The following is a 12,122-nucleotide window of genomic DNA, read 5'->3' on the forward strand; positions in this document are numbered from 1 at the left end:
TTTATATTTTCTCAGCGATTCTTAATTTAGCAGATCTCGATCGATTATTGAATTCCAGCTCTTCTTCTGAAGGTATAATCGGCTTTCTGTTAACTAGTTTTATGATTGGTTCATATCCCTCAGGAATAATCGGCATCCCCGGAGGTAATGGTGGTCCTTCGCTCGCTTCTTTAAATACACTTTTGCAAATTCTATCTTCCAGTGAATGAAAGGTAATAACACTAATTCGACCGCCGGCATTCAGTAAGTCAATCGCTTGATTTAACGAGTTTTCAAATGCACCTAGCTCGTCATTTACTGCAATCCGGATCGCCTGAAATATTCGCTTTGCAGGATGGCCGCCTTTTCTTCTGGCAGGCGCAGGAATTCCCTCTTTAATTAGTTCTACAAGTTCACCTGTCGTTTGTATTGGCGCTTTTTCCCGGGCAGCTTCAATTTTTCTGGCGATTTGTTTTGAAAACTTTTCTTCGCCGAATCTGAAAAAAATCCGTACAAGATCTTCATATGCCCAAAAGTTCACTACATCATAGGCTGATATTTCTCCTTGCAGATCCATTCTCATATCAAGTGGAGCATCGTGGTGATAGCTAAAACCCCGTTCTGGTGTATCCAGCTGTGGCGATGAAACCCCTAAATCGTATAAAATTCCATCTACCTTATGTATATCAAGGCTGTTTATTTTTTCTTGTATATGTTTGAAGTTACTTTTAATAAATGTAAGTTTGTTTTCATATTGCGAAAGCTTTTCACGCGCATGTGCAATCGCCGTCTCATCTTGGTCAAAGGCAATTAATCTGCCGCCATCGGATAGCTGTGAAAGGATTTTTTCAGAATGGCCTCCTCCCCCCAGAGTACAATCCACATAGATTCCATCAGGGCGAATATTTAACCCATCGACAGTTTCCTCTAATAACACGGTTGTATGTTTAAACATCGGCCAACACCTTTCCATTTCCCAACAATCATGATGAAATACCGCCTTATTTGCCTAAATATCAAAGTCAATCATATTCTCTGCAATTTCAGCAAATGACTCTTCTGACTCTGCAAAATAGTCTTCCCATAAATCCTTGCTCCAAATCTCAATTCGACTCGATACCCCTAAAATGACACATTCTTTCGTGAGTTTCGCATATCCGAGAAGTGGTGATGGTAAATTGATTCTTCCTTGCTTATCAAGTTCACATTCTACAGCTCCGGAGAAAAAAAATCTCGTAAAGGCGCGTGCATCCTTTTTAGTCATTGGGAGAGCTTTTAATTTTTCTTCTAATTGGCGCCATTCATCAAGAGGATAACCGAATAAGCATTGATCTAGACCACGGGTTATTACAAACGTCTCGCCGAGATGTTCCCGAAATTTTGCCGGTACGATCAAACGACCCTTGGCATCAATGTTATGTTGGTATTCTCCCATGAACATAGGCTATGCCCCCACTTTCTATGATTACTTTACCACATCCCCCCACCTTTCACCACTATTTTTCCGTCTTTTTATAAAAATGTAATATAAAAAAGCCTTCCCAAGAGGAAAGGCTTCAAACTGTAGACAAACGCTAAATATAACGAGTTTTCTACAGTCTTATTATATTGGATTAGATCAGGTTTTCCGAAGCTTACCGCTCGCTTTCCGCGAGGCGAGCGGACGCTTCTCCAAACCAATAAAGTACTAAATTTTACGTTTTTATCTACTCATTCTTTTTATATTGGAAAGTAAGACTAACCTTAAGGTGATGGAAAATGATGACCAGAAACCAAATTGGCTTATCGTGGTTTTTAGGTTTCGGTTTCCTCAGAAGCCATATGCGGGAAAAGCGCGTCCAGGTTAGATCTCGCAGGAGCGAAGCGACGAGGAAGCTCACCGACCGCCCGCGGAAAGCGTCCGCCTGGAGTGGAAATCAACAGTATTTCATAAGACCCTTACATTACGAGGACTTTTTTAGTGCCCTTCAAAGCGCCGAGGGGCTCCAAAAAGTCATTTACTCAGACTTTTTGGACATCCCCTTTCACTTATAGCTTAATTATTTTATGAGCACCATCAAATTCATAGTTTTCCATCATCAATTGATGAATAAACTCTTCTCCCATTTCATTTAAGTAGTAAAAAACATTCCAGATTCTTTCCTGAGGACTAGAAAGGGGCCGTAAATGCTGTTCTATTCGGTTATATTTATCCAAAATCGTTTTATGTTTAGTTTCAAGTGACATATTTGCTTTTCTTATTAAAAAATCAATTTGATTCATATGAAAGGAGAGATTTTTTCTGGCAAGGGGCACCAGCCCGCGATCATTTTCTTCAAGCCTATTGATGATTGATCCATATTGTCCCTCTAAAAAATCCTTCGTCTGATCAAGCATGTTATCTAAATCTTTATCAGCAGCTGTCTCTAGGAAATTGGTTTTATTGGAATCAATCCCTTGTGTAAGAATGTCTCGGAGTGACAACTCCAATTCCACTATATCTCTTTCGATTGCCGCATCTATAAATGTCATATTCATTCTCGGAATAATCGGTGGCATTTTGAATTTCAACGTATCAAAGGCTAATTTTAATTCGCCCCAATAAGCAATTTCTCCCGGCCCAGCGATAAATGCAAGGGAAGGAAATAGCCACTCCTGCATAATCGGTCTTGTAACTACATTATTACTAAAGCGCTCAGGGTAAGCCCGAAGCAAGTTATGTATGTCTTCTTTCTTAATTTGAAAATTCGCCTTTTTTGCCTCAAAGTAATTGCCGTCTGCATGATAATCTAAAAGAATTCTTTCATTATCTAAGTAATAAAATAAATTAGCAGCATTTTTGTCCATCTCAATTACTTTATTAAAACCGTATCCCATTATTGACTCTTGCTGGTTTAACACAGCATCAGTTATTTCTGAGCAATTATCAATTAACTTGGCAAAGTAAGGCTGTTCCAATTGTCGTAATGATGGGTGTGCCGAATCGATAATAAGTAAACCATATTCTTTAAATAATGACATAATGATATCGGAAAATAAATCGGTGATCGTCTCATATTTTAATATTGATTTATGTAATGTTGAAAGTATCTCTTTCGTATGTTTCCGCTCTCCGAAATGCATAAACACACGCTCAACCCATTTACGCATTTCCGCTTTGTCATAAGAAATATCGGAAGTCATGCGCTTTTCATCCAAATTGCCGGCAAAGCTTATTTTTTTCATTGTTTGGCCAGCTTCAGCATAAATGTGATTGATTTCAAGAAAATCATGATCTTCCCCAGCAATCCAAAAAACAGGAACGACGGGCTTTTCTAAAAGTTTTTCTTGCTGCTGAGCAAGTTTAATGATTGAGACAATCTTATGGATAGTATATAGTGGACCAGTCAATAACCCCGCTTGCTGTCCTCCTATCACAACGGTGGAACCTTCGTTTCGGAGCTTTTCAATCGATTTCTTTGTGTGTTCAGTTTGCGGGAATTTCTCCATATATTCTTCAATACAGTTTGCAATCCCTGCTCGGTCGAAATCCCTTCCCATTACATCATGATACCTTTGTTCAAATACTGTGTTCTCCGTTATATCGTAATGAAAAAATCCTTTTACAGGTTCTTTTTGTTCTATATAAAGAGAAGCAAAGTCGCTCGTCGCTGGAATGACAATGCTTTCAATTTTCATAAGCTGTACTTCCTTTCTGTATCTGCTTTTTCTCAGGTAGAGTATAGCAAACTCATTTATAAAAAGACATCAACTCGCACTGATACCCATTAGGTCGCCAATACTGCTTGTATTGCTCTTGTAGCAGCGCCGTATAAAAGTAAGGCAATGTATAAAACCGAAAATAAAAGAAAATTCAGTCGCCAATAACCAAGAAATACTTTTGGATATACAATCTCTTCTCTTATTTTCCAATAAATATATGTAAAAACGATTGCTGTTATTAGCATGAATAAGAAAATAATCCAAATCAGTGATTTTGCCCATATGGCCAAAATTAAAAAGTGCACTGAAAAAATCAATACAATTGTAGTGGCATTCATTGCAGCACTTTTTGCTTTGCGATGGTTATTGGTCAATTGTTTGGTCAGAATAAAAATTAGAATATAAAGCAGAACTGGTAGAGTGACGAATATTGCTGCCAAAGAGGAAAAAATAACTGCCATTATTCTCTAGATCCCCTTTCAAACTCCATTCCTTTAATCATATGGTAAATCATCGTGGATATTGGCATTTTCACCCCAACTTTCTCCCCTTCCTTTATTATGTATCCTAAAATAGCATCTATTTCCGTTTCCCTTCCTTCTAATATATCCTTCAACATAGAAGACGTATTATTTTTGGTTTTTCTGCAGATAGCTTCAATTTCGTTAAATACTCCTTTTTCATGCATCTTAGGAAAAAGCGCAGCTATTTCTGTATACAACAGTAAAAACGCTTGATAATAAGAAGAATTTTCAAGCAATTGGCCATTTTTCACTTTAAAGATGGCTGTGAGAGGATTGATTACAGCATTGGCAAGAAGCTTCGATTGCAGCATTTCCTCGTAATTTGTCTGGAATGAGAATGGGAAACCAGGCTTATTAACGCTTGGAAAAATAGCCTCACCTTCATCTATACCACGATAGATTCCTATATTTACTTTGCCAACCCCGGTGTGCATAACGGTTCTTTTATCTAGCCGTACCACTCCATGCTCAACCGTCCCGATGAAAATTGTCTGATGAGGTAAAGAATTGAGCTGATTTAAATGTCCCATGCCATTTTGTATAAACAGCATAGGTATTCTCTTGGGAATATGATTAAGTATGGGTATTAAGGATTCAAGATCATATTGCTTTACACAAACAATGATAAAGTCCTGGCTTTCCAAATTCTCATAATTTGCGAATCCTTTTGCGACGCATGTTATTTCTACACCTTGTCGTAATAATTTAATACCTTGAGCATTGATTAGATTTGCTTGTTCTCTCGTCTTTGTAAAAATAGCGACGTTAAACTCCGAGCTATAGTAAGCTCCAAACAAAAGTCCCACTGCTCCGCCACCTATTATGCCGATGTTCACATTATCACCTATATTTATACTTTAGTACTATTGTAGCAAAAGTTTTGAAAACAAGGTATTTTTTTGAAATAGAATCCCTCCAAACGTCCCATTCGAATAAATTCCTCTTCAGTTTGAAGAGGAATTTATCCTTAATAAAATTAGACAGGATAGACTGGATGTTTCCGTGAACTTAATGGAATCTCTTTTGTTTCATATACATGAAAACGTGATATAAGGGTTTGGCGCAGTTCGTTCGCTGCTACAATATCATCAATGATCAACTCTGAAGCGAGTCGATAAATATCGATATGTTCCTTATATTCTCTTTGTTTTGATTGGACATAGAGATTTCGTTCAGTGGGATCTTCAATTTCTTGGATTTTATTCGAATATACTGCATTCACAGCTGCTTCGGGACCCATTACTGCGATTTGGGCTGTCGGCAAAGCAATACAGCAATCCGGGTCGAATGCAGGTCCCGCCATTGCATATAGACCAGCACCATATGCTTTCCTTACAATTACGGATATTTTTGGTACAGTTGCAGAACTCATCGCTGCAATTAGTTTTGCTCCATGTCTAATGATTCCGGCACGTTCAACTTTTGTACCGATCATAAAGCCCGGTACATCTGCCAGAAACAGCAATGGAATGTGAAAAGCATCGCAGAGCTGGATAAATTTTGCTCCCTTATCGGCCGAATCCACAAAAAGGACTCCACCTTTTACTTTCGGTTGGTTTGCAATAATGCCGATCGTTTTTCCACCGATTCTCGAAAATCCTGTAATCAGCTCAGGGGCAAACAGTTTCTTAATTTCAAAAAAGCTATCCTTATCGATAAGAGCGTCAATCCCTTCATACATATCAAAAGGTGCATTTTGGTTGGAGGGGATAATTTCCTCTAAAGTTCTTCCGCTCTTCGGATTTTTTTCTTTTTCCATTTTAGGTTTATTCTTAAAGTTTGCTGGAAAATAGGAAAGATATTTTTTGGCCGCTTCTATCGCTTCTTCTTCTGACTTTGCCAGGATATCACCGCATCCGCTCACGGAACAATGCATTCGCGCTCCGCCCATTTCTTCAAGCGTCACTTTCTCGCCAATTACTTTTTCAGCCATCCTAGGGCTACCTAAATACATTGATGCATTTTTTTCAACCATAATTACAACATCGCAAAATGCAGGTATATACGCTCCTCCGGCGGCTGAGGGGCCAAATAAAATACATATTTGAGGAATAACCCCTGACAATTTTACTTGGTTATGGAATATTCTCCCTGCCCCGCGTCGATTCGGAAACATTTCGAGTTGGTCTGTTATTCTGGCACCCGCTGAATCGACTAAATAAAGAAGTGGTACTTGTAACTTTTCAGCTGTTTCTTGTATTCGGATTATTTTTTCAACTGTTTTTGCCCCCCATGAGCCTGCTTTCACAGTTGAATCATTTGCCATCACACAGACGGTTTGGCCATTTATATTACCTATGGCCGTAACTACTCCATCCGAAGGAAGATCCGTAGCATTATAATTAGCAAACAGGCCGTCCTCCTCATAATTACCTTGATGAAAAAGAAGTGATAGTCGATCCCTTACAAATAGTTTATTTTCTAGTTTCAGCTTCTCATGATATTTTGGCTTGCCTCCTGAATAAACTTCTTTGCGACGTTCTTCCAACATATTAAATTCGCTAATATTTGGCACTAAGGTCCCTCCTAATCTTGATTTATTCTAAAATGAGAAGAACATCCCCCTCATTCACAAAATCGCCAACAGCCACTTTTACTTCAGTTACTTTCCCGGCTTCAAGAGATTCAACGGGAATTTCCATTTTCATCGACTCCAGCATTACTACCGTTTGGCCAGTACTCACTATATCTCCATCGGCAACTGATATCATTAAAACTACTCCCGCCATCGTTGATTGCACCTCTTTCATGGTGAATCATCCTCCTTTTCATAATATAGACTCTCAGCATTCACCGAGTCGATGGCACAAGATTTTCTTGTGCCATTTTCTTATTTCTCCGCCTACCAGCGTTGATTTCCGTTCCAGGCGGACGCGTTCCGGGGGGCGTGCGGTGAGCCTCAGTCGCTTCGCTCCTTGCGGGGTCTCACCTTCACGCGGATCCCCCAGGAGTCGCCGCCTTCCACTCCAATCAACTGAGATATCATATTGATCATTGTAGGGCGACTATTCAGAAATTGTAAGAAAGTTAATCGATCGCTTTTTCGGGTATGGCTCCAAGAAAAAGGAGCTACCAGGGGACCGGGTTTGAATTGTTCCAAGCGATTTTAAAAACTTCAGCCAAGTTAGGATTCAACGGATACCATCTTTATTTACATGGCATCTACCAACGACAGTCGATATGATTTACCATTGTATCCAAGACTTCAATCTGCTTCCCCGCATGATTCTGTCAGTCTTATTACGGGAAAAATAGATTATCACTAAGAATCCGGGAGGCATCGGTCAACAAAAATGTGGTACATAAGGACAAATGCCATCAGGATGGACCAATACATTGACGCTTGGTATGCTCATCAAAAAGATGACCTACCGTTCCTTAACGGACATATTTTCTCTCCAATGGCTTAATCTTTTTTAAAGGCTCTTGTCTAAAGGAGAGTTGCTTTTAAAACAAAATCATCTGTTGAAGGTTGATTGGAGCGAAAGTGCGAGACTCCTGCGGGATCAGCGGGACAGGTGAGACCCCACAGGCGTTTACGCCGAGGAGGCTCACCGCCCGCCCCGCGGAAAGCGAGCAACTGTAGCGGAAATCAACCACGCACTACCTTGGTAAAGCAACGCTTCTTTCGCATGTCTTTTTTTGCAATTGTTTTGAAAATGAATACCAAATATTCAATAATGCTTAATTTCCAGTAGATTTTTGGAAATTCGGCAGATTTACGACCTGAAATTCCGAGAGTCTATTTATTTCGCAAGATCGCTCATCATATTCGTATTATAGATTCCTGATTGAAACTTAGATTCTGATAATATGCGTTCAAGATATGGAATATTTGTTTTTATGCCTGAAATCTTTGCTTCGGCAAGGAAATACTTTGCTTTTTCTATACAACTGTTTCGGTCCGGGCCATGAATAATACATTTTGCGATCATCGGATCGTAAAATGGAGTGATCATAGATCCAGATGTGTATCCTGAGTCAATTCTGACTCCACTGTAATGCCATTCCATTCCAGTGATTAAACCGGGTGATGGATAAAATGTGATCGGATCTTCTGCATAGATACGAAGTTCAACGGCATGCCCGTCCTTCCTAATCTCATGCTGCTGCAATGGTATTTTCTCGCTTCGGGCGATTAAAATTTGCCATTCAACGAGATCAAGTCCTGTTATTTCCTCTGTAACCGGGTGCTCGACCTGTAATCGGGTATTCATTTCCAGAAAATAAAACTGCTCATCTTCTCCGACAATAAATTCTACCGTCCCGGCATTTACGTAATTTGCAACCTTTGCTGCTGTTAGGGCAGCCTTATACATGAGTGCCTTTGTTTTTTCTGATAGTGATGGAGAAGGAGCTTCTTCTATCACCTTTTGGTTACGTCTTTGCACAGAGCAATTCCTTTCAAACAAGTGGACGATATTTCCATGCTTATCCCCAAAGATTTGCACCTCTATATGACGGGCATACGGAATAAATTTTTCTATGAAAGTAGTGTCATCTCCAAAATAAGCCTTAGCACGATTTTTTGTAGATTCATATACTTGTTTAAGTATCTCTTCATTTTCACAACAAATCATACCAATGCCGCCTCCACCGCTGCTTGCTTTAAGCATGACGGGATAACCTATTTTTTTCGCTGCTGTTATGGCTTCATTCAATGTAGAAATACGGTCATTGCTCCCGGGTACAATAGGTACCCCTGCATTTTTCATCACTGTACGGGCCGTTATTTTATCGCCCATGCATTTAATCGTTTCGGGTGAAGGGCCGATAAAGATGAGGCCTTCCTTTATTGCTTTTTGAGCAAAATCACTATTCTCAGATAGCAGTCCATATCCAGGATGAATACCATCGGCTTTCATTTTAATAGCTGTTTCTAATATGATATTCATATTTAAATATGAACGGTTTACCGGGGATTCTCCGATATGGACAGCGTAATGAGCCTCTTTTACATAAGGCATTCCTTCATCAGCATCCGAATAAACAGCGATTGTTTCAATGCCCATCTTTTTGCATGTTTTAATTATTCGAGAAGCAATTTCACCCCGATTGGCAATTAGAATTCTCTTCACATCCTAACTCCTTTCCTATGTCTTTCAAAAAATCTCCAACTCGCTTGCAAGCGCTTACTGTAAGTATATCTGAATTTTTTTTCACTTTGTTATATAATGATTAATAATTCATGATTAATTTAAAAATTATTTTATATAACTAGAGGAGGATCCTGGAATGGCGATCACGGTTGAAAAATTAAAAATAAATTTTAAGACATTAGAAGAATTTAAAAAATTTAAAGAATACGGTGCTCAGGAACTTTCAATGCTAGAAGATTTAGAAGCAAATATGGTGGAAGATGATTCGCATTCTCCTTTTTATGGTATTTACTTTGGTGATAAGCTCGTTGCAAGGATGAGTCTTTATCGCCGTGATGCAAGGTTTGACCAATATTTTGATCCACCGCAAGACTACTTGGAACTATGGAAATTAGAAGTTTTGCCTGGATACCAGCAAAAAGAATATGGAAAGAGATTAATTGACTATGCAAAAAAATACAAGATGCCGATTAAAACAAATCCCCGAATGAATTCTCGTGCTTTTTTTGAAAAAATGGGATTTGAATCTGTCACTTACGAAATGGACCGTGACCGAGGAGAAAATCCGCTTGTTTGGTACCCGGAGGGTGTATCGGAACAAAAACATTCATAAAACAGGAAACTATTTGACTCAAGTTTCGTATAATTACTTGATGTTTTTATTAATGAGTTGCAGGAGGTTATTTTTTGAAAAGAACTGGAGAATTGGCGTTAGGTATTATTGGCATAATCTTAAGTGGATTAATGATTTTTGTCGGCATGTTGTTTATGTGGATAAGCAAAACCGATGAGTTTAAGACTGCTATGATGGATGAGTTTGCAAATGATCCAAGCATAAAACCCGAAGACTTCGAAATGATTTTTAACTTTATGTCTGGAGCAGGATGGGCCTTAATTATCGCTGCCGTACTAGGGGTTATCTTTGGATTAATTGGTGTTTTAAATATTAAAGGAAATAAAAATCCAAAACTAGCGGGATGGCTATTTATTGCAGGAACTGTATCAGTAGGAGTCATTTCTGTAGGTTTCGGATTCTTGCCAGCATTACTATTCTTAATTGCAGGAATTATGTGTTTAGTACGTAAGCCACCTGTTGAAACGAATGAAATATGAGCGAAAAAAGCGAAGGAGCCGGTGAAATTCACGGCTCCTGTTATTTTGTCTGGGCAAGAGTATTAATTTTATGAGTCTCCCCTAATTCTCCAGCCATTTTACTTGCTCTATCTAATAAGGAGATAAGTGAATGGTACTCCTCCTTCAATTGTTCAAGCTCCTTCTTCATCCCCTCCATCGTTTGCACTGCTTCAGCTTTATCGGCATTCAATATATTGATTTCTTTTTTTAGTTCATCGTTTTCAATCTTATATTTTTCTATAGATGCAATGGCCGTTTCAAGTTTTTGGAAGAAAATTACTGCATCAGCTAGAACAATTACATCTTCCTTACTGTTCTGTAAGATTGGTGCATCATTATTAAAATTGGAATGTACGTGGGGGACGGAATGTTTTTTATTATCTTTATTCACTTTTCTCTGCTTTTTTGCTAATTCTATACCTAATATATATTGTTTTCGAATATTTGAATTCCATCGAAAACCACATGCTGCAGCTGTCCTTTTCAGTTTTCCTCCTGCTTCTTCAAATGCCCGGAGTTGTGTGCTTCCTTCTCTTATGTGAGAAAGAACTATTTCTGCAAGCATATTATCTTCATCAGCGTTCCAGGCATCCTGGCGTGCAGCTGTCATATTTATCACTCCTATTTTTTTTCTATGTATATGCACATATTAGAAGAGATAGACTGCTGCATCCTATGAAAAAGTATTAATAAACAATTAAAAGCGTGAAGAGCCATGGTCTCTTCACGCTTTTAATTAATTAGTCAGCTTTTACTTCTTTACCTTTATATGTTCCACACTCTTTGCAAACACGGTGTGCAAGTTTCATTTCACCACAGTTAGGGCACGCAACCATGCCTGGCACCTGTAATTTAAAATGTGTGCGGCGTTTTCTTTTTACAGTTTTTGATGTTCTTCTAGCTGGTACAGCCATTTTTCCCACCTCCTTAAAAAGTTACGTTTCATTCATCACGCTTTTGCTTACTCCTCATCGCTCTTAAGCAATTCAGCAAGACCTGCAAGGCGTGGATCTACTTTTTTCTTTTGTTGTTGTTGTTCAAGTTCAAACTGCTCTTCAGTCATAACTTCCCAGTCTTTTCCCGTTTGAAGCGCTGGATCAGTTATTTCAGCTTCGCAGTATACTTGCATCGGAACTTCTAGCAGTAAAAGCTCCTGAATAATAGGCATTAAATCAATTATGCCTCCTTGAACATCATGGATCTCTTCCAATTCCTCAAGGTCGTATTCAAGCGGCTTTAACATAAAAGTCTCAATTGAACGAATGTTAATCGGGTATTCTACATCTGCAAGTGTTCGTGAACACGGCAAAATAAGTGTCCCTGTCAAATGAAGATGAAAAGTTACCTTTTGAGAGTCAATATCAGCTTTTCCCGTAACGTGAATGGGAGATGCCCCCCTAATTTCGGGGTCCCTCTGTCGTAGATCCGCTGCGACTTCGATATAATCGTCTATCTTCATGGCATTGTTCCGAAACTTTTGCAATTGAATTACTGTCCATTTCATCATCATCACCTCTTGGCAACAAAAGTAATTATAGCTTTCAGTATACGGTTTGTCAATATATTATCTTTACAGATATATAAAAGGTAGAATGGCAACTACGCTCGCTTCCTATGTATTCTACCCTTTTTATTGATACTTTAAAAACTATTGATTATGTAGGGGATTTCCCAATATATTTTCCCGAAACGGGCTACTATCTTC

General features: G+C 38.8%; 13 protein-coding genes. 2 read left to right on the forward strand and 11 right to left on the reverse strand.

What is annotated here, in order from left to right; genetic code table 11:
• Nucleotide 1 precedes the first annotated feature (1 nt).
• The 8 genes from rsmH to KHA88_RS07325 form a co-directional block, all read right to left on the reverse strand.
• Entirely contained in the window at nt 2-934 is a 933-nt protein-coding gene (rsmH, locus tag KHA88_RS07290) for a 16S rRNA (cytosine(1402)-N(4))-methyltransferase RsmH (protein WP_213096550.1), read from the reverse strand.
• Between the two features lie 54 nt (nt 935-988).
• On the reverse strand, nt 989-1,420 hold the full coding sequence (gene mraZ, locus KHA88_RS07295; protein WP_213096549.1) for a division/cell wall cluster transcriptional repressor MraZ: 432 nt from the start codon (nt 1,418-1,420) through the stop codon (nt 989-991).
• 587 nt (nt 1,421-2,007) lie between these two features.
• The gene (bshC, locus tag KHA88_RS07300) at nt 2,008-3,636 is read right to left on the reverse strand and encodes a bacillithiol biosynthesis cysteine-adding enzyme BshC (protein ID WP_213096548.1); all 1,629 of its coding nucleotides are present in this window, start codon (nt 3,634-3,636) and stop codon (nt 2,008-2,010) included.
• 89 nt (nt 3,637-3,725) lie between these two features.
• A complete protein-coding gene (locus KHA88_RS07305; protein WP_213096547.1) occupies nt 3,726-4,121 on the reverse strand; it encodes a DUF3397 domain-containing protein in 396 nt (131 codons plus the stop codon).
• A complete protein-coding gene (locus tag KHA88_RS07310; RefSeq protein WP_213096546.1) occupies nt 4,121-5,020 on the reverse strand; it encodes a 2-dehydropantoate 2-reductase in 900 nt (299 codons plus the stop codon). The genes KHA88_RS07305 and KHA88_RS07310 overlap by 1 nt, the downstream gene beginning before the upstream one ends.
• A gap of 140 nt (nt 5,021-5,160) precedes the next feature.
• On the reverse strand, nt 5,161-6,675 hold the full coding sequence (locus KHA88_RS07315; RefSeq protein WP_213097812.1) for an acyl-CoA carboxylase subunit beta: 1,515 nt from the start codon (nt 6,673-6,675) through the stop codon (nt 5,161-5,163).
• A 46-nt stretch (nt 6,676-6,721) separates the two neighbouring features.
• Complete coding sequence (locus tag KHA88_RS07320; protein ID WP_213096545.1) at nt 6,722-6,934, reverse strand: biotin/lipoyl-containing protein; 213 nt, start codon at nt 6,932-6,934, stop codon at nt 6,722-6,724.
• Between the two features lie 996 nt (nt 6,935-7,930).
• Nucleotides 7,931-9,262 (reverse strand): acetyl-CoA carboxylase biotin carboxylase subunit, encoded by a 1,332-nt coding sequence (locus KHA88_RS07325; RefSeq protein ID WP_213096544.1) that lies wholly within the window; start codon nt 9,260-9,262, stop codon nt 7,931-7,933.
• A 157-nt stretch (nt 9,263-9,419) separates the two neighbouring features.
• Between KHA88_RS07325 and KHA88_RS07330 the strand changes: the two genes are divergently transcribed.
• Both KHA88_RS07330 and KHA88_RS07335 read left to right on the forward strand, forming a co-directional pair.
• Nucleotides 9,420-9,896 carry an N-acetyltransferase gene (locus KHA88_RS07330; protein WP_213096543.1) on the forward strand — a complete coding sequence of 159 codons (477 nt, stop codon included), beginning with the start codon at nt 9,420-9,422 and terminating at the stop codon, nt 9,894-9,896.
• 74 nt (nt 9,897-9,970) lie between these two features.
• On the forward strand, nt 9,971-10,396 hold the full coding sequence (locus KHA88_RS07335; RefSeq protein ID WP_213096542.1) for a DUF4064 domain-containing protein: 426 nt from the start codon (nt 9,971-9,973) through the stop codon (nt 10,394-10,396).
• Between the two features lie 40 nt (nt 10,397-10,436).
• Here KHA88_RS07335 and KHA88_RS21150 read toward each other — a convergent pair whose 3' ends face one another.
• From KHA88_RS21150 to KHA88_RS07350, 3 genes are all read right to left on the reverse strand, one after another.
• Entirely contained in the window at nt 10,437-11,027 is a 591-nt protein-coding gene (locus KHA88_RS21150) for an RsfA family transcriptional regulator (RefSeq protein WP_213096541.1), read from the reverse strand.
• 130 nt (nt 11,028-11,157) lie between these two features.
• Complete coding sequence (rpmF, locus tag KHA88_RS07345) at nt 11,158-11,331, reverse strand: 50S ribosomal protein L32 (protein WP_213096540.1); 174 nt, start codon at nt 11,329-11,331, stop codon at nt 11,158-11,160.
• Between the two features lie 47 nt (nt 11,332-11,378).
• A complete protein-coding gene (locus KHA88_RS07350; RefSeq protein ID WP_213096539.1) occupies nt 11,379-11,921 on the reverse strand; it encodes a YceD family protein in 543 nt (180 codons plus the stop codon).
• Nucleotides 11,922-12,122 lie beyond the last annotated feature (201 nt).

The organism is Lederbergia citrea, from assembly GCF_018343525.1.
GTDB classification, from domain to species: domain Bacteria; phylum Bacillota; class Bacilli; order Bacillales; family Bacillaceae_C; genus Lederbergia; species Lederbergia citrea.